The sequence below is a fragment of the Streptomyces sp. SYP-A7185 genome (assembly GCF_046103685.1).
GTDB lineage: Bacteria > Actinomycetota > Actinomycetes > Streptomycetales > Streptomycetaceae > Streptomyces.
Genome location: NZ_CP122310.1, coordinates 4,361,741 through 4,379,574 on the forward strand (window position 1 = coordinate 4,361,741; position 17,834 = coordinate 4,379,574).

The following is a 17,834-nucleotide window of genomic DNA, read 5'->3' on the forward strand; positions in this document are numbered from 1 at the left end:
CGGGCCCTGCCACCCCTCGGCCAGCTCGGCGCCCCGTCCCCTCGCCCGCCGCGAGCCACCGGCCGCCACCCCCGCAGCCGCCCAACCCCCCAGCTGCCCAGCACTGTTACAAGGCCCTGACACCCTTCATCCTGTTACGTCCCCCTAATACCTCCGCGGCCAACCCCCGCCCCCGCGCCCCCCTCTCCCCCAGCATGGGGACACACACTCAGGGGAAGCCGGTGCGCACGCCCAAGAACCCCCGCGCCCGCAGGCCACGACGGCGACGCCGCCGCCTCGTCGACTACCCCCGGCACGGCAGACGCGGCCTCCGGCGGTGGCTTCCCTCCTGGCGGCAGTGGCTCGGCGCGCTCACGTTCCTCGTCGCCTGCCTCGGCTGCCTCTTCGCCGTGGTGTACGCCTCCGTCGACATCCCCGACGAGAACGCGGCCGCCCGCCGCGAGGCCAACGTCTACTACTGGGCCGACGGCACGCAGATGGTGAGCACCGGCGAGGTGAACCGGCAGAACGTACGCCTCTCGGAGATTCCCGACGCCGTCGAGAACGCCGTCATCGCCGCCGAGAACGACACCTTCTACAGCGACTCCGGCGTCTCCCCCAAAGGCCTGGTCCGCGCCGCCGTCAACATGGTCCGCGGCCAGGAGACCCAGGGCGGCTCCACCATCACCCAGCAGTACGTGAAGAACACGTACCTCTCCCAGGACCAGACGCTCACGCGGAAGGTCAAGGAGTTCGTCATCGCGCTGAAGGTGGACCGGAAGAAGAGCAAGAGCGAGATCCTCCAGGGGTATCTCAACACCAGCTGGTTCGGGCGCGGTGCCTACGGGATCGAGGCCGCGGCCCAGGCCTACTACGGCATCCCCGCCCGCCGGCTCGACCCGAGCCAAGGGGCCGCGCTCGCCGCCCTCCTGAAGGGCGCCAAGCAGTACGACCCCTCCGTGAACGCGGTCAACCACCATCGCTCCGAGTCCCGTTGGCAGTGGATCCTCGACCGCCAGGTCACGGCGGGGCTCATGAAGCCCGAGGTGCGCGCGGAGATCACCGACTACCCCGAGCCGCACAAGGAGTCCCGCAGCACCAGCCTCGGCGGGCAGACCGGCTATCTCGTCGACGTCGCGAACAAGTACATCCGTCAGCACACCCCCCTCACCGACAAGGACCTCGCCCGCGGCGGCTACAAGATCCACACCACCTTCGACCGGCAGAAGGTGCGGCGTCTGAAGGGCGCCGTCGAGCGCGTCCTCGACCGGCACATCGACCCAAAGAAGCGCGCCGCCGACCGGGGCGTGCAGGTCGGCGCCGCGTCCGTGCGCCCCGCCGACGGCGCCATCCTCGCCCTGTACGGAGGCGCCGACGCCACCCGGCACTTCACCAACAACGCCGACACCACCGGCGTCCCCGTCGGCTCCGCCTTCAAGCCCTTCGTCCTCGCCTCCGCCTTGGAGAACGGCGTCCGTACGCCCAGCGGGTCATCGGGTGACCGCGGCAACCGCTGGCAGGCCGTCTCGACCGGCAGCTTCTACGACGACGGGGGCCTCCTGCGGGGGACCGTCGCACCCGCCCTCGCGGGCGGAGCAAGTGGAGCAAGTGGAGGAGGTGGAGCAAGCGGAGGGGGAACTGCCACCAAGACCAACCCCGTTCCCGACGCGCCCGACGCTTCCGACGCTTCCGACGCTTCCGGCAGCAGCACCCGGCCCACCCTCCGCCGCGCCCTCGCGCAAGGCGGCAACGCCACCTACGTACGCCTCGGCAAGGACGTCGGCTGGGAGCGGGTGCGGCGCACCGCCCTCGCGGCCGGGCTGCTCGACGGCAGCATGGCCCGCCTGGAACGGACCTTCCCCATCGGTACGTCGACCCCCAGCGCGATCCGCATGGCCGGCGCCTACAGCACCTTCGCGGGCCATGGCCTGCGGCACGATCCGTACTCGGTGACGAAGGTCGTCAAGGACGACGAGAACGTCGCCGGGCTCGCGCGGCCCGGTGCGCGCCGCGCGCTGGACCCGGACGTGGCCGACGCGACCGCCGAAGCGATGCAGGGCGTCGGCGTCTCGGCCGTCCGCCGCCCGGTCGTCGCCGGGCGCACCGGCGATCAGGACCGCCTCAGGTCGGCCTGGTTCACCGCGACCACCGAGGATCTGTCGACGGCGGTGACGATGTTCCGCACCAGCCCGGACGAGCCGCAGCTCCTGCCCATGTCCGGCGTGGGCGGCGCGGATTCGCGGCACGGGAACGTCTTTCCCGTCCAGATCTGGCGGGACTACGTGAGCGGAAAGTGAGCGGAAACGTGAGCGGCAAGGGGTGCGGAGCAGGGCGTGAGGAGCGGGGCGTGAGGAGCAGGGCGTGAGGAGCGGGGCGCCTCGACCGGCGCGGGCGGGCGGGCGTGCGTGAGGGCGTGCGCACGTGCGGAACCGTCCGCGCCGCCGGTCTCCGCGACCACGGCGTTCCGCACCGAGCGGACCGGCTCCGGGGCGCTCCGCGACCGAGCGCCCCAGAGCCGGACCCTCACATCCGGGCCCCGAAGCCGCCCGCGCTCGGAGCCCGGCGCCCTTCCCCCGCCTCCCGGCGGCTGTCATCGTTCCGGCATGTATCCCTATGGGCCACCGCCCGGGCCGCCGCCCCGCATCGACGCGGGGCAACTACGGCCCCGGCGGCGGTGGTTCGTTCTCGCGGGGGTGATCGCGGCGGTCTGCGTGGGCATCGGCGTCGCGAGCTTCCTGCTGACGCTGACCTCGACCGTGGACTCCGTCGACGACGACAAGGCGTTCCCGAGCGGGCGGTCCGTGACGCTGCGGATCGGGCCCGACGACGACGCCGCGATCTACGTGCGCAGCCCCTTCGTCGCCCGCGCCCACTGCGAGGTGGTCTCCGCTCCGGCCGGCTCGGAGCCGCGGGTGACCGTCCCCGGCAGCACCTTCACCGTCACCAAGGGCAGCAGCGAGTGGCAGCGGGCGTTCGTGCTGAAGACGGACACGGACGCGGACTACCGCGTACGGTGCGACGACCCCCGCGGCGTCCTCACCTTCGCGCCCGGTGACGACGCCGACCTCGCGTCCTTCGTCGGCGGGATCGTCGTGACCGTCGTCGTGCCGGTCCTCGGCCTCCTCGCGGGCTCCGGCATCGCGATCATCGTCGGCGTACGCCGCGGCAGGCACCGCCGCTGGCTGGAGGCCCAGGCCTACTACGGCCACCAGCCCGGCCACCGGCCCCCACCGCCCGCCTGAAGCGGGCCGCCTGAAGCGGGCCGCCTGAAGCGGGCCGGCTGCTGACGCACCCCGCCGCACCCACCGCCTAACGCCTAACCCCTTGCGCCTAGCGCCTAGCGCCTAGCACTTACCGCCTAGCGCACGCTCTCCCGCAGCTCATCCGGGCAGGCGGTGCCGCGCGGCAGCTGGTAGGGCGCGCCCAGGCGGTAGACGCCGGGGCCGGGAGCGAGCAGCTCGGTCCACTTGTCGCCCTCGGCGTCCTCCTCGGCCTCCATCAGGCAGCCGTTGACGTTGTCGAACTGCTTGGGGCGGTCCTCGTCGTCCTCCCGCAGCCGCTTGGACTCGTCGGTCTCCTTCGGCCGCTCGACGCCCTTGCCCTCGGCGTCGACGAGGCTGAGCCACGGCGAGTACGGGACGCGGATCAGGACGCGGCCCGCCTCCTTCACCTCGATCGTCATGCCGCCCGCCTCGGCGCGGTCGACGACCGCGGGCGGATCGGCGAGCGGGGTCGGGTCGGTGACCTCGTACAGCTGCCAGTTCGAGTCCACCCACACCTGCTTCAGATACGGCAGGCCCCGCTCCACCAGTGCCGCCTCGCGCTTGCCGCCGTCACCGTCGGGCTCACCCTTGGGCAGCACGACGTAATGCACGGACCAGCGCTGGAGCCACTCGTGGTAGTTCGCGGAGTTGAGGGTGTCGTCGTAGAAGAGGGGGTTGCGCTCCATGTCCGCCTGGCGGTTCCAGCCGCGCGCGAGGTTCACGTACGGCGAGAGGGCCGACGCCTCGCGGTGGCTGCGCGCCGGCACGACCTCGACGCGGCCCTTCTCGGCGCCGACCTCCTGAAGTTCGTTGACCAGCGGCGCCAGCTCGCGCGTCCAGGAGGCCTGCGGCGTCGTGTGCACTATGTCGTCGATCGCCTTGAACCCGACCCAGCCGGTGAAGCCGACCAGGGCCAGGACGATCGCATACCACTTGCGGGACTTCGGCACCGCGAACGGCAGCGCCGCCAGGAGCGCGACGCCCGCGAAGGACATCGCCAGACGGGAGATGTTCGAGCCGATCTGCGAGCTGATCAGCCAGACGCCGAGGACGAAGGCCGCGTACACGGCGGTGGTGATCCGCACGGTCTTCCACTCCCTCGGCACGAGGAAGTAGACGAGACCGGAGCAGATCAGCGGCAGCGAGGCCGACCCGAACGACATCGGCTGCGTCCCGGAAAACGGGAAGAGCCACGCGGAGATGCCGACGACGACGGCGGGCGCGAGCCCGAGCGCGTACGCACCGGGGTAGCGCTTGCTCAGGAACAGCGCCACGGCGACCAGCCCCACGAAGAGCCCGGCCACCGGGCTTCCCATGGTCGCGAGCGCGGCGAAGGGCGCCGCGACCAGCGCCTTCGCCCAGCGCTTGTAGCGCCAGCGGTAGGGCCAGCAGAAGACGGCCGCGACGGCCATGAGCGCGAACATCTGACCGAGGCCGTACGTCACGCGGCCCGACACCGCGTTGCAGAACAGCGCGAAGACACCCGCGAACGCGGGCCACAGCGGCTGCTTCACCGCACGGCTGCGGACCAGGATCATCGTGAGCAGCGCGGCGGAGACCGTCCCGGCGATCATCATCGTCGTACGGACGCCGAGCACCGACATCAGATACGGCGAGACGACGCTGTACGACACCGGGTGCATCCCGCCGTACCAGGCGAGGTTGTACGCGGAGTCGGGGTGCCGTCCGACGAACTCGGCCCAGGCGTCCTGCGCGGCCAGGTCACCGCCGCTGTTGGCGAAGGTGAAGAACCACAGGATGTGCAGGACCGCCGCGCTGACGGTCGTGATGGTCACGGGGTGGCGCAGGAACCTGCTCCACCGGGAGTCCTGTGCCGCGGGGGCGGGTTCGGCGCTGCGCTGCGCGGGCAGCCGTATTCGCGCCCCGGTGCGGGTACCGCCTCCGGAGCCGGGCTCAGGATCGGCGTCGTCGGCTCGCGTCGGCTCCGCTGTGGCCACTTACGGCACTCCCCGTGTCGTTCTGTCCGTCCAGGGGGCCGCGCCAGGGGGTCCGTCCCGGAACACCCCGTCGCTCAGCCCCGGTCTACTGCTCTCCCCGAACTTGTGACGCTAGCACGCACGGCGCCGTCGGAGCCTGGGGCGGCCCAAGCTCCGGGCACAGGCCTTGGGCGCCACCTCCGGACGCAGGCTCCGGGCGCAGGCACGGGCCCTCGTACGTCAGCGCGTACGAGGGCCCGGTGCGTCAGGTCAGCCGACGCGGGTGAGCTTGGCGCCGAAGCCCGGCTCCGCGAGGTCCTTCTGGAGCGCGACGGGCACCTCCACGGCGCCCTCCTTGCCGTCGCCGACGCTCAGCACGCCCACCTTCGTACCGGCCTTCGCCGTGTGCGGGATCGAGTCGCCGGCCTTCTCGTCCAGCTTCAGCTTGACCGTCAGGCCCGACCAGCCCGCCGCGGCGACGTCCTTGGTGGCGACGACCGGGGTCGTGCCCCCCAGACCGTCGTCGACCTCGCCGACGACGTCGCCCTTCTTCACGATCTTCTTGGACGTGAGCGCGCCCTGACCGGCCTCGATGAGCTTCCGGGTGACCCCGGTGACCTCGTCGATGTTGGCGACGCCCGGCTTTCCGTACTGGCCGAGTGCGGCACCGATGATCGTGCGGGTCTCGCCGCCGACCTTCTGCTCGGCGGCGAAGAGGATGTTGCCGCCCGCGGCGGTGGTGGTGCCGGTCTTGATGCCGATGGCGACCGTCGGAACGAGCCCGAAGAAGTTGTTCTGCTTGTCGCCGTTGAGGTCCTTGTAGTTGGGCTGGCGGGAGATCTCGTTGAAGACCGGGTCCTCCATCGCGGCCCGGCCCAGCTTCACCAGGTCCGCGGCGGTGGAGACGGTGGTCTTGTCGAGGCCGCTGGGGTCCGTGTAGTGGGTGTTCTTCATGCCGAGTTCCTTGGCGGTCTTGTTCATCTTCGCGACGAACTCGTCCTCGGAATCGCTCTTGGTGTCCCAGCGCGCGAGCAGCTTGGCGATGTTGTTCGCGGACGGCAGCATGACCGCCTGGAGCGCCTCGTACTCGGTGATCTTCTGGCCCTCGGCGACCCGGACCACCGACTCGTTCTCGGCCTTGCCCGTCTCGTAGTGCTTCTCCGCGGCGGCGTCGACCGGGATCTTCGGGCCCGGGTCGCCGCCCTTCTTCAGCGGGTGGTCACGCAGGACGAGGTAGACCGTCATGACCTTGGCGATGCTCGCGATCGGCACCGGCTTCTGGCTGCCGGACGAGCCGAACGTGCCGATGCCGTTGACGTCCATGGCCGCCTGGCCCTGGCTCGGCCACGGGATCGACGGCTTGTCCCCCTCGAAGGTGACGGTCTCCTTGGCGGTGAGCGCGAGGGTCGGGGTCGGCAGCGGGCGCACGGCCTGTACGACCGCAAAGACGACCACCATGAGGAGCACCAGCGGCGTCCAGATCTTGACGCGCCGCACAGCGGTGCGGACCGGGGTCTCCGGGGGCGGCGGAGTGTTGGTCAGCTCGGCGAGCAGGTCGAGCGGCGGCCTGGGGGGAAGAGGCTGCTGGGTGGTGCGCTCGGGGCCTACGCTGCCTGCGGCGTTCTCGGCGGTGGAGGCGTTCTCCGGCGCGGCTGCGGGCGCGGACGCGGCTGCGGACGTGGCCCCCTTGGCTCCGGGGGCCTGCTTGGCCGGGGGCACGGGGCCGCTCGGCGCGGGGCCGTCCAGGGGCTTGAGCGCGACGAACTTGCTGGTGCGCTCGGCGGCACCCTCGGGCTTCGCGGCGGGCTCTGCGGCGGGCTTTGCGGACGGCTTTGCGGACGGCTTTGCAGTGGGGGTGGCCGGGGAGGCCGCCGCGGGGGTCGCGGAGGCGGCGGAGGCTGCGGAGGGCTTCGCGTCGGCCGTGTTCCCGGCCTTCGAGTTCGCGCTTCCGGGCTTCTGGTCCTCGGGCTTCTGGTCCTCGGGCGACTTGCCCTCGGGCTTCTTGGCGACCGGCTTGTGGTCGCCCAGCTTGAGCATGGTGGTCGGCTGGTCGACGGACTTCGGCGGGAGCGCCTTGAAGACGGCGGTGGCCTGGTCGACGCCGCGGGAGGGGGGTTCGGGGGTCTCGGCGGTCTTGGGAGCCTCGGGGGTCTTGTCCGAGGGCTCGCCCGACGCGTCGTCGCCGGCGTCGGTCGCGGCCTTGGGGTCGTCCTCGGTGTCGGCCGGGTCCTCCGTGGCGTCGGCCGGCTCCGAGGCGTCCGCGTCTGCGGACTCGGCAGTCTCGCCGATCTCGGCGGCAACGGCAGCGTCACGGGAGTCGTCCGTGGCGTCCGTGGCGTCCGTGGCGTCCGTGGCGTCCGCCGCAGCGGCCTCGTCCGCGTCGCGGGGCTCGCTCCCGGCGTCCGCGGCAGCCGTGGAACCGGCCGCATCCGCGGTTTCGCCCGGCTCGTCCCCGTCCGATGCGGCGTCGTCAGCCGAAGCCTCGGCGGCCGGAGCGGTCTTCGCAGCCGGACCGGCGGAAGGTTCCTCCGGGGCGCTCTCCTCGTCGGCGGAGGGCACGTCGCCCTCGGCTGCGGAGGTCGCGTCGTCGCCCGAAGCCGCCTTCCCGGCGCCCGGAGCCGCCGCCTCCGCGGGCTTCCCGGCGTCCGGGGACCCGGGGGCCTCGTCGTCCGCCGAAGCCACCCACGCGGCCACAGCGGCCCGCAGCCGCGCGTCGCCCTTCTCCTCGCCCTTGCCGGACTCGCCGCCCTCGCCCTTGCCGCCCTGGGGCTCCGCCTCGCCACCCTCGGAGCCCTCGGAGCCCTCGGACCCCTTGGCGCCCTTGACGCCCGCAGGATCCTTCGCGTCGTCCCCGGAGCCCGACTTCCCGGCGGCGTCCGCGGATTCGGCGGAGTCCGCCGCCATCGAGTCCGTGACCGCCTTCGTCGAGAAGACCGCCGTGGCCCGATCCTCGCGCGCCGCGGGGACCTCGCGGGCCACCGCCAGGCGCGGGTCGCGTTCCTCCGGCGACGGCGCCGGCACGGACGGTTCTGCCCCAGTCGGGTTCCCCGACGACTTCCGCTGCTTCGACCTGTCGGGGGTCTCGCCCGCCACCGATGCCTCCTCGTACGCCATGCCGCTCGCGTTGCCGTTGCGCCAAAAACACGGCCGGACCCGCTGTCCGAACCATGTACCAGTGTCCTGTGTGGGGGCTTAACCCCCGTGGTAGACGAGAACGACATACCTACTGGTTCCCGTACTTACCGGTCACGCACTCTCGACAGACCAATGTGAGAGGGGTCACCCTGTCATTCATCCACGCGGGGAGGCATGGATGGGCAGGAGCCGCAGAACAATTCCGGAGGAGCTTCTGCTGCTCGCTTTGGACCCGGCCACGGGTACCACAGCGCAGCCGCAGTCGCTCGACCTCGGTCTGGCCGGAGCACAGCTAGTGGAGCTGGCGCTGGCCGGACGGATAGCCCCAGACGGGGATCGTATCGCCGTGGTGATGCCACGGCCGACCGGAGATCCGACTCTGGACTCCGCACTGGAACTGCTGCGCAGGCGCGGCAGCCCGGTTCGGGCGGTCCACTGGATTGGCGGGCCCCGACTGGGGCTGCGCCAGATCTACCTCGCGCACCTGGAGCGGTGCGGCATGGTGCATGCCGTGTCGGGCCAGATGTGCGGAGTACTGCCGACGACTCGCTACCAAGCGACGGACACGGCAATCAGCCGGGACATCAGGTCCCGACTGGACAGCGCGATCCGCACCGGCGTACCCCCGGACCCGCGGACCGCGGCGCTCGCCGCGCTCGCTCACGCAGTGGGACTCGGCAAGCACCTCTACCCCGGCAACGAGGGGCGTTCATCGCGCTCCCGTCTCCGGGACCTGATCAGGCACGACCCGATGGGCGGCCTCGTGGCACACGCCGTGATGGACGTCCAGAACGGTGTGGCCGCTCAGCCACGCCGCAGCCCGGCCCCAGCGGGACCGGGCGGGCCGGGCGGACCAGGTGGACCAGGCGGTGGCCGACAGCCGGCCAGGACCGCGCCGGAACCCGGCGGGGTTCCGATGCAGCCGCGCCGCGGATCCATGGCACGTGCCGTGGCCCACTGAGCCCGGTCGGAGAGAGGTAAGAACCCCCTCACCGAAGCACCCGCAGTACACGCAGTACACGCATCAGAAACACCCGCAGTACACGCATCATGCGCACCATCGGCAACAGCAACGCCGCACCGCAGTCCCCCAGACCCGGTTCGGGAGCCGCTGGGCCGCGCGGGGCAACGGCACCGGGACGTCCGGACGACGACACCGGTACCACCGCCCCGCGCGGCCGCATGTCGTGGCACCGCGCGGCCGGGCCGCACCCTCACACCGTTCCTCACGTCCGCCCTCACGTCGCACGGCGATCCTCAATGCGACCTCAATGCGATCCGCATTGCCTTTCGCATTGCGCTTCGCCCTTCACATCGGCTGTTTCCCAGCGGTGCGCGACGCGATGGTGGCACTCTGCTGAACAGCAGATACGCAAAGTAGAGGCATGTAGTCGGAGGTGCACGTCCCGTGGCGTCCAATGTCAATCCCACCGTCAGGCGACGCCGGTTGGGCCAGGAGCTCCGCAGGCTCCGCGAGCTCAAGGGCATGACGGCCGAGGAGGTCGCCGAGCGCCTGCTGGTCTCGCAGTCGAAGATCAGCCGCCTCGAGAACGGCCGCCGTTCCATCAGTCAGCGCGATGTGCGCGATCTCTGCGGTGTTTATGAGGTCGAAGACCACCGCATCGTCGACTCACTCATGCAAATGGCCAAGGACTCCCGCCAGCAAGGCTGGTGGCACTCCTTCGGCGACATTCCGTACAGCGTCTACATCGGTCTGGAGACGGACGCCGCGTCCCTGCGCGTGTACGACCCGCAGGTCGTCCCCGGTCTCCTCCAGACCCGGGCGTACGCGGAGGCGCTGATCACCGGCGCGCTGCCGGAGACCACGCCGACGGACATCGAGAAGCGCGTCCAGGTCCGCGTCCGCCGCCAGGAGCGCATCAACGCCCCGGAGAATCCTTTGCGCTTGTGGACCGTCCTGGACGAGTCCGCCCTGCGCCGCGTGGTCGGCTCCCGGCACCTGATGCGCGACCAGCTGGAACACCTCGTGGAACAGTCGCAACTGCCGCACGTGACCGTGCAGGTGATTCCCTTCGAGATGGGCGCGCACCCCGGCCTGAATGGCCAGTACGCGATCCTTGAGTTCCCCGATGCCGCGGATTCCAGCGTCGTCTACATCGAGGGCGTGACCAGCGACCTCTATCTGGAAAAGGCGAACGACGTCCAGCAGTACAGCGTGATGTACGAACATCTGCGGGCACAGGCCCTGAACGTGGACCAATCACGCCAACTCATCGCAGACATCGCGAAAGAGTACGCACGCTGAGGCGTAAACCGCGTATGTGACGTATCCGTGCGGGAAGCGCCGCACGGTACACCTCTTCCTCGGCGAGGCGGAAGACCCCACTGGAATATGCCATCCGGTCGAGTGAACGCTCCCTTCACTCAGCGATGTTGGCGAGTAGCGTCATTCACGCCATCAAGCAACATCTGTTGGCGAAGCCGCTCTTGGCGGTGACCCGCAACTCAATCACTGGGCAAACCGGAGTAACCATGGCAATTCATCAGGGCGCTACGAATACGTGGGTCAAGTCCTCGTATTCCACGGGAAACGGCGCATGTGTCGAGGTCAAGTCCCCGATCGCAGCGGCGATCTCGGTCCGGGACTCGAAGGTCACCGAGGGCCCCGTCCTCGCCTTTCCCTCCGACTCGTGGCGCGCCTTCGTCGCCGAGGTCGGCCGGGAGACGTCACACCTCGACTGACACGACTCCCGTCGCGCATCAGCACCACAGGACCAGCGAGAGACCAACAACCGCATAAGCAGAACCGATTGAGCCCTCTCGACTGGCCCGCCGTCCCGGCCGAGGGGGCTCGGCCTTCTTCATCGCAGCTGGTCGACGTACAGGTCCGTGCCCGGCACCGTCGGAATGAACGGCGCCACCAGCTCCACCCTCCCCAGCCCGGACTCCGCCACCGCGTCCGCACGCCCGGCGAAGAGCTCCTGCCAGCACTCGCGCGGATCGGCCTGGAGGAACCACAGCAGCGTCAGCCGGGTGTCGACTCCCTCGACCTGCTTCACGTACGTCATCCGGTCGCCCGGCAGCGGCGTCGGCCGGAAGATCGTCACCATCGCGGCGGGCGATCCGGCGAGGGCACGCGGCAGCTGCTTGGCCCGCAGCCACTCCAGCAGCCCCGCGCGGTCGGCGGCCGAATCGGCGTCGACGACCTCCAGCACGAGCCCCTGGTAGGGGTGGTCGAGGGCGTGAAAGTCGCGGGGTCCGGCCGCCCCGTCCCGGTAGACGGTGGCCTCGTGGTCCTGGAACGCCGTGAAGACGTGCGTGCGGTCCTGGTAGACCCGCCCGTCGCGGTTGAGGCGCTTGTTGATGCCGACGGTCCACTTCATGTGCTCGTCGTAGCGGCCCTCGGTGACCCAGTACGTGGAGAGGTAGCAGCCCGCGGTGACCGGCTGGGCGACCGCCGACTTCTCGGGGACGCGCAGGAGCTGGAACTCCCGGGGAGCGACCCAGCGGCGGCCCGCGAACATCCAGGGCATCGCCATCGCGCCGGCGTAGTAGTGGTCGTCCTCGTACCAGCGGTTGTACGCGTACTCGTGGCCCGGGTGCGGTTCGACCATGGTGATCAGGGCGTGGCCCGGGTGCACGCCGTAGGGGCCGACCCCGGCCAGCTCGCCGTAGACCGCGCTGCGGGTGTCCTCGCGCGACGGCTCACGGGTGTCCCGGCGCGACGGCTCACGGGTGTCCCGGTGCGACGGTTCGCGGGTGTCCTCGCCTGCGCTCTCGCGGGTGTCCTCGCTCATGCCTCTCCCCTTCCTCCCTCTTCCTTCCTCCGGTGTGCGCCCATACTCTGACGCCCCGTCAGCAAAACTGCCAGAGCCGGGAGGCGCTCCATGCCGTCGCTCCTCGAAGGAAAGACCGTCGTCGTCTCCGGGGTCGGCGCCGGCCTCGGCCATCAGGTGGCCGCCGCCGTCGTACGGGACGGGGGCCGCGCGGTGCTCGGGGCGCGCACGGCGGCGAACCTCGCGAAGTCGGCCGGGGAGATCGACCCCGAGGGCACGCGCACCGCCCATCTGCCGACCGACATCACCGACGAGGCCCAGTGCGAGGCTCTGGCGGCCCTGGCGCGCGAGCGCTTCGGCGGGATCGACGCCGTGGTGCACGTGGCCGCCTGGGACAGCTACTTCGGCGGCGTCCAGGACGCGGACTTCGCCACCTGGCAGCAGGTCATCGACGTCAATCTGCTCGGCACGCTGCGGATGACGCGGGCCTGCCTGCCCGCGCTCAAGGAGCGCGGCGGCTCGGTGGTGTTCATCGGCACCCAGTCGGCCGTCGCGGCGCCCTCCCAGGTGCGCCAAGCGGCGTACGCGGCCTCCAAGGGGGCGCTGACGTCGGCGATGTACTCCCTGGCGCACGAGGTCGGGCCCGACCGGATCCGGGTGAACACGGTGCTGCCCGGCTGGATGTGGGGCCCGCCGGTCGAGGCGTACGTCCAGTTCACCGCGCACACCGAGGGGGTGCCGGAGGACGAGGTCCGCGCTCGCCTCGCGTCGCGGATGGCGCTGCCCGAGCTGGCGACGGACGGGGACGTGGCGGACGCGGCGGTGTTCCTGGCGTCGGACAGGGCGCGAGCCATCACGGGCCAGTCGCTCCTGGTGAACGCGGGAGAGCTGATGCGGTGACCGCCGCGCCCGCCTCTCGGCGAGCGCAGCGCGACGGAACAGGCGACGGCTGTACGGGACTTCGGTCCCGTACAGCCGTTTTCTATGGGTTCGTGACTCTTCCGCCACACCCCACCGACGCCCACTCTCAATCAAGCATGTGAACGTGAATCAGCAAACAGAACGATTTTACTCGCTCTTGACCTCACGGCCGGTTGTCGGGGGCACACGCCCGAACCCACGATGAGCGGGCACTTCAGGCCGCCCAGGTCCGTATGTCACGAAACTGGCGAAGTGCACGGCATAACAGCGCAGTTCACAAGGCGGACCCCTGGAGGGGGCACATGAACAGTCTCGACTGGGCCGTGCTCATCGGCTACTTCGGCATCATGGTCGCGATCGGCGTCTGGTCCCACAAGCGCGTGGACAACGTGAGCGACTTCTTCACCGCGGGCGGCAAGATGCCCTGGTGGCTGTCCGGCATCTCGCACCACATGTCCGGCTACAGCGCCGTGATGTTCACCGGATACGCGGGCATCGCGTACACCTACGGCGTCACGTCCTTCATCACCTGGTCGTTCCCGATCGCGCTCGGCATCGCGATCGGCTCGAAGCTCTTCGCACCCCGCATCAACCGGCTGCGCTCACGGCTGCACGTGGCCTCGCCCCTGGAGTACCTGAAGAATCGCTACAACCTCCGGACGCAGCAGGCGCTCGCCTGGTCCGGAATGCTCCTGAAGATCGTGGACGTGGCCGCCAAGTGGGCCGCCATCGCCACCCTCCTCTCGGTGTTCACCGGCATCTCGATCAACCAGGGCATCCTGATCACCGGTGTGATCACGGCGATCTACTGCACCATCGGCGGGCTGTGGGCCGACGCGCTCACCGAGCTCGGCCAGTTCATCATCCAGCTCCTGGCCGGCATCGCGATGTTCGTCGCCGTGGTGTCCAAGCTCGGCCCGCACGGCGGCTTCTTCGGCGTCTGGGACGAGCCGGAGCTCGCCGGTCACGCGAAGCCGCTGGTCGGGCCGTACGGAACGATCTTCCTGCTGGCGTTCCTCTTCATCAAGCTCTTCGAGTACAACGGCGGCATGCTCAACCAGGCCCAGCGCTACATGGCGACCGCCAGCCCCAAGGAGGCCGCGCGCTCGGCCCGGCTCTCGGCGGTCCTGTGGCTGGTGTGGCCGGTCATCCTCTTCTTCCCGATGTGGATGTCGCCGCTCCTGGTGGACGCGCAGAAGCCCGACGGCTCCGACTCGTACGCCCTGATGACCGAACAGCTCCTGCCGCACGGTCTGCTGGGCCTGGTCATCGTCGGGTTCTTCTCGCACACGATGGCCATGTGCTCCTCGGACGCGAACGCGATCGCCGCGGTCTTCACCCGGGACGTGGCACCGGTGATCTCCAAGCAGGCCCGGCGCTGGAACGAACGCTCGGGGCTGCTCGCGGCACGGCTGACGACCGTCGTCTTCCTCGGCCTGTCCATGGCAGTGGCCACGCAGGTCACCTCGCCGACGTTCAAGGACATCATCACGGTCGTCATCAAGTGGGTGGCCGGCCTGATGGGGCCGATCGCGATCCCGATGATGCTGGGCCTGCTGCGCACCTTCCGCAAGTCCGGGCCGACCGCGGCGCTCACCAGCTGGTCGATGGGTCTCTTCGCCTTCTGGCTGGTCAACTACCCGATCAACTGGAACGTCGAGGGCGGGGTGCCCCTGGAGTACCAGGTCTCGATACCGCTGGCGGTCTCGCTGATCCTGTACGTCCTGGTCGGGCAGCTGAAGCCGGAGGACACCCCGGAGCGGGACGCGATCATCGAGAAGATCAACACGGACGGCTCCGCCGGTTCGGCGGCGGTTCCGCCCCCGGCCGAGGATGCCGACGAAGCACTCGCCCCGCAGAGCCGGTTGCCGTAGATCACCGGCCTCGCCGAGTGCGTCCTCAAGCGCCGGACAGGCTGATGTCCGCCTGTCCGGCGTGCGTGCTCGCCTCACGCACGCGGATACCGCGCAAGCCATCCCGGGGACGAGACCGCCGGGCCGTGCAGCGCCGGGCCCTGTGTCATCTCCATGGCGAAGTCGTCCGCGAGTTCCAGGATCGTCGCCCGTCCCTCCAGCTCGGTGAGCCATCCGGGCGGCAGCGCGGTCTCGCCGTGCAGCGCGCCGAGCAGCGCCCCGCACAGACCGCCCGCCGCGGCGGACGCGCCGCCGTGGTTCACGGCGAGGCGCAGCCCGTGCCGGATGTCCTCGCCCACCAGGGCGCAGTAGACGGCCGCCGCGAGCGCGCCCTCCGCGCCGCCGTCCCCCATCAGCTCCTCCACCCGCGAGGGCGTGGGCATCCCCTGCCGTACGGCCCCCAGGGCGTGCTTCAGCGCATCGGTGACGGGCTGGTGGCCGGGCCGGGAGGCGAGCAGCGCGAGGGCCCGCTGGATGGCTCCGTCCAGGGACTCGCCCCGGGCCAGCCCGTGCACCAGGACGGTGTGCGCCCCGGCGGTGAGGTAGGCGGTGGGGTGCCCGTGCGACTGGACGGCGCACTCCACGGCCAGTTGCAGCACCAGCTGCGGCTCCCAGCCGACCAGGAGGCCGAAGGGCGCGGAGCGCGTGGCGGCCTCGGCGCCCTGCTCGTCCGGGTTCTTGGGGGCCTCCAGCGTGCCCATCGTGTCGTCGCCGAACCCGAGCAGGCAGGCGCGGGCGGGCGAACGCCGGGAGTAGAGCCACTCCTCGCGGGCCAGCCATCCGTCTTCCTTGCGCCGTTCGTCGGGGCCCCAGTCGCTCTGGGTGGCGGCCCACCGACGGTAGGCGCGGTGCAGGTCGGTCGGCGGGTGCCAGGCTCCGGTGTCGCGCCGGACCTGGGCGCGTATGAGTCCGTCGACGGTGAACAGGGTGAGCTGGGTGGCGGCGGTGACCGCGCCGCGCCTGCCGTGGGCGGCGGCGGGCTCGGTGAGGCCTTCGGCTCCGTGCGCCGCACGTATCTCTTCGAGGCTCAGCGCGTCGACGGGAGCCCCCAGGGCGTCCCCGACGGCGGCTCCGAGCAGGGTCCCGCGCACCCGGCTGCGGAAGTCCTGCTGCTCGGCCCTGCCCCAGACTCCGGTGGCTGCTGCGGTGCTCACGGCACCTCCTCCCCTGCTCGCCCCCGCACTTCTGCGCAGCACTGTAATCGACCGGGAACCGTCGGTTCTGGGTCGATGCGATTTCTAAGGAGACGCCCTTCAGATCACTTTTGACCGGCCTTCACCTGGGCTTTCACGGATCTCCGCAGCCCTCCACCAGACCCCAAGTCGGGCTCCACGCACGGCCTTTCACCACCCCGGAGCGCCGGGGCCGAAAAGACGCGGCCGGAATCCAGGGCTTTCGGCGGTGAATGTCCGGGGCCGGTAACAAGAACCTGCGGTGTACAACCACTCCCCCGGGGCGCCTGTCTTCCCTTACGTCACAGAAGTTTCCCCACAGGAGGACCAGTGCGTCGCTCACTCATAGCCGCCCTCGCGGTGACCGCGCTCGCGACCCCGTTCGCCGTCGTGGCCACGGCGGGTTCCGCCATCGCGGCGCCTGCCGCGGCGAGCAAGCCCGTGACCGACTTCAACCATGACGGGTACGCCGACCTCGCCGTCTCCGCCTACCGCGGTGCCGTCAGCGGCAAGGCGGGCGCGGGCTACGTCTCGATCGTGTACGGGTCGCCGTCCGGCGCCGACACCGCGCACGCCCAGCAGATCGACCGCACCACCGCCGGCGTACCCGGTGACCCCGAGGAGGGCGGCAGCTTCGGCGCGAGCACCGAGGCTGCCGACCTGGACGGCGACGGATACACCGACCTGACCGTGAACAACGGCTCCAAGCACGTCGTGCTCTGGGGCTCCGCCACCGGCCTGACGCAGGGCAGCGAGCTGCCGGGCGAGTACGTGAAGGAGCTGAAGGCCGGCGACTTCAACGGCGACGGCAAGACCGACCTCGCCGCCAACTCCACGTCCACCCTGGAGGTGCGCTACGGCCCCTTCACCCGCGACGGGAAGCCCGCCTCCACCTCCTCCGTCGAGAACGACGACGACGGCCCCGACGAGCTGATGGTCGGCGACGTCACCGGCGACGGCGCCGACGACCTCGTCACCAGCCACAGCTTCGAGGAGATGCAGCACTCCTCGCGCCTGTGGAAGGGCGGCAAGGACGGCCTCGCCACGACGTCGACGCCCACCAAGAAGTTCACGACGAACGGCGTCATCGCCGACGTGAACAAGGACGGGTACGGCGACCTGGTGGCCCGCGAGGTCGACGAGGTCTCCGAGATGCAGGTCTACGACGCGGGCGCCGTCCGGGTCGTCTACGGCTCCGCGGCCGGCTTCTCCACCCGCACCGCGAAGATCGACCAGGACACCGCGGGCGTACCCGGCGTGGGCGAGCCCGGCGACCCCGACCTGAACGACAGGGGCGACCAGTTCGGCTACTCCCTCACCGCGGGCGACGTCACCGGCGACGGCTACCCGGACATCGCGGTGGGCGTGCCCGGCGAGGACGTCGACACCGCCGGGGACACCGGCGCCGTCGTCCTCCTCAAGGGCGGCGCGAGCGGCCTGACCGGCACCGGCGCCCAGGCCTTCAACCAGACCACGGCGAACGTCCCCGGCGTCTCGGAGTCCGGCGACAACTTCGGCACCGAGGTCAAGCTGGCCGACGTGAACAAGGACGGCCTCGCCGACCTGACCGTGGGCGTCCCGCTGGAGGACGGCACGACCAAGGACTCGGGCGCCGCCTGGCTGTTCCGCGGCGCCAAGACGGGCCTGACGACGACCGGCATCACGTCGTTCAGCCCGTCCTCGCTCGGCACCCCGGAGGCGGGCGCCCGCTTCGGAGGCGAGCTCTCCTGACCCCGCCCCCGCAGGGCTGACCGCTCCCCCGCGTCAGTCCGGCATC

12 protein-coding genes are annotated in these 17,834 nt (G+C 70.8%); 8 read left to right on the forward strand and 4 right to left on the reverse strand.

The window, feature by feature from the left end; translation table 11 throughout:
- Positions 1-194 precede the first annotated feature (194 nt).
- Both QBL25_RS19010 and QBL25_RS19015 read left to right on the forward strand, forming a co-directional pair.
- A complete protein-coding gene (locus QBL25_RS19010) occupies positions 195-2,276 on the forward strand; it encodes a transglycosylase domain-containing protein (RefSeq protein WP_409058232.1) in 2,082 nt (693 codons plus the stop codon).
- A gap of 306 nt (positions 2,277-2,582) precedes the next feature.
- Positions 2,583-3,221, forward strand: coding sequence for a hypothetical protein (locus tag QBL25_RS19015; RefSeq protein WP_409058233.1), 639 nt, complete (start codon positions 2,583-2,585; stop codon positions 3,219-3,221).
- A 116-nt stretch (positions 3,222-3,337) separates the two neighbouring features.
- On the opposite strand, the gene QBL25_RS19020 is transcribed toward QBL25_RS19015, so the two are convergent.
- Together QBL25_RS19020 and QBL25_RS19025 are read right to left on the reverse strand one after the other, a co-directional pair.
- Positions 3,338-5,200, reverse strand: a complete 1,863-nt coding sequence (locus tag QBL25_RS19020; protein WP_409058234.1) for an MFS transporter — start codon at positions 5,198-5,200, stop codon at positions 3,338-3,340.
- Positions 5,201-5,449: 249 nt separating this feature from the next.
- Positions 5,450-8,293, reverse strand: coding sequence for a D-alanyl-D-alanine carboxypeptidase (locus tag QBL25_RS19025; protein WP_409058235.1), 2,844 nt, complete (start codon positions 8,291-8,293; stop codon positions 5,450-5,452).
- Between the two features lie 199 nt (positions 8,294-8,492).
- Between QBL25_RS19025 and QBL25_RS19030 the strand changes: the two genes are divergently transcribed.
- The 3 genes from QBL25_RS19030 (at position 8,493) to QBL25_RS19040 (ending at position 11,017) form a co-directional block, all read left to right on the forward strand.
- Entirely contained in the window at positions 8,493-9,275 is a 783-nt protein-coding gene (locus QBL25_RS19030; protein ID WP_160505604.1) for a GPP34 family phosphoprotein, read from the forward strand.
- A gap of 447 nt (positions 9,276-9,722) precedes the next feature.
- Positions 9,723-10,580 carry a helix-turn-helix transcriptional regulator gene (locus QBL25_RS19035; RefSeq protein WP_363211805.1) on the forward strand — a complete coding sequence of 286 codons (858 nt, stop codon included), beginning with the start codon at positions 9,723-9,725 and terminating at the stop codon, positions 10,578-10,580.
- 227 nt (positions 10,581-10,807) lie between these two features.
- The gene (locus tag QBL25_RS19040; RefSeq protein WP_409058236.1) at positions 10,808-11,017 is read left to right on the forward strand and encodes a DUF397 domain-containing protein; all 210 of its coding nucleotides are present in this window, start codon (positions 10,808-10,810) and stop codon (positions 11,015-11,017) included.
- Between the two features lie 119 nt (positions 11,018-11,136).
- On the opposite strand, the gene QBL25_RS19045 is transcribed toward QBL25_RS19040, so the two are convergent.
- Positions 11,137-12,072, reverse strand: coding sequence for a hypothetical protein (locus tag QBL25_RS19045; protein ID WP_409058237.1), 936 nt, complete (start codon positions 12,070-12,072; stop codon positions 11,137-11,139).
- A gap of 90 nt (positions 12,073-12,162) precedes the next feature.
- Here QBL25_RS19045 and QBL25_RS19050 point away from each other — a divergent pair, with 90 nt between their 5' ends.
- Both QBL25_RS19050 and QBL25_RS19055 read left to right on the forward strand, forming a co-directional pair.
- Positions 12,163-12,951, forward strand: a complete 789-nt coding sequence (locus tag QBL25_RS19050; RefSeq protein ID WP_409058238.1) for an SDR family oxidoreductase — start codon at positions 12,163-12,165, stop codon at positions 12,949-12,951.
- A gap of 323 nt (positions 12,952-13,274) precedes the next feature.
- Positions 13,275-14,846, forward strand: coding sequence for a sodium:solute symporter family protein (locus tag QBL25_RS19055; RefSeq protein ID WP_409058239.1), 1,572 nt, complete (start codon positions 13,275-13,277; stop codon positions 14,844-14,846).
- A gap of 74 nt (positions 14,847-14,920) precedes the next feature.
- Here the strand turns inward: QBL25_RS19055 and QBL25_RS19060 are convergent, their stop codons facing one another.
- Positions 14,921-16,039 (reverse strand): ADP-ribosylglycohydrolase family protein, encoded by a 1,119-nt coding sequence (locus QBL25_RS19060; RefSeq protein WP_409058240.1) that lies wholly within the window; start codon positions 16,037-16,039, stop codon positions 14,921-14,923.
- Positions 16,040-16,387: 348 nt separating this feature from the next.
- On the opposite strand from QBL25_RS19060, the gene QBL25_RS19065 reads away from it, so the two are divergent.
- On the forward strand, positions 16,388-17,788 hold the full coding sequence (locus QBL25_RS19065) for an FG-GAP-like repeat-containing protein (RefSeq protein ID WP_409058241.1): 1,401 nt from the start codon (positions 16,388-16,390) through the stop codon (positions 17,786-17,788).
- Positions 17,789-17,834: the final 46 nt, after the last annotated feature.

What these genes read in the sequence shown, in the direction of transcription:
- QBL25_RS19010 (WP_409058232.1), top strand. Translation starts at nt 195, where the DNA reads ATGGGGACACACACTCAGGGGAAGCCGGTGCGCACGCCCAAGAACCCC.
- QBL25_RS19015 (WP_409058233.1), top strand. Translation starts at nt 2,583, where the DNA reads ATGTATCCCTATGGGCCACCGCCCGGGCCGCCGCCCCGCATCGACGCG.
- QBL25_RS19025 (WP_409058235.1), bottom strand. Translation starts at nt 8,293, where the DNA reads ATGGCGTACGAGGAGGCATCGGTGGCGGGCGAGACCCCCGACAGGTCG.
- QBL25_RS19030 (WP_160505604.1), top strand. Translation starts at nt 8,493, where the DNA reads ATGGGCAGGAGCCGCAGAACAATTCCGGAGGAGCTTCTGCTGCTCGCT.
- QBL25_RS19040 (WP_409058236.1), top strand. Translation starts at nt 10,808, where the DNA reads ATGGCAATTCATCAGGGCGCTACGAATACGTGGGTCAAGTCCTCGTAT.
- QBL25_RS19045 (WP_409058237.1), bottom strand. Translation starts at nt 12,072, where the DNA reads ATGAGCGAGGACACCCGCGAGAGCGCAGGCGAGGACACCCGCGAACCG.
- QBL25_RS19050 (WP_409058238.1), top strand. Translation starts at nt 12,163, where the DNA reads ATGCCGTCGCTCCTCGAAGGAAAGACCGTCGTCGTCTCCGGGGTCGGC.
- QBL25_RS19055 (WP_409058239.1), top strand. Translation starts at nt 13,275, where the DNA reads ATGAACAGTCTCGACTGGGCCGTGCTCATCGGCTACTTCGGCATCATG.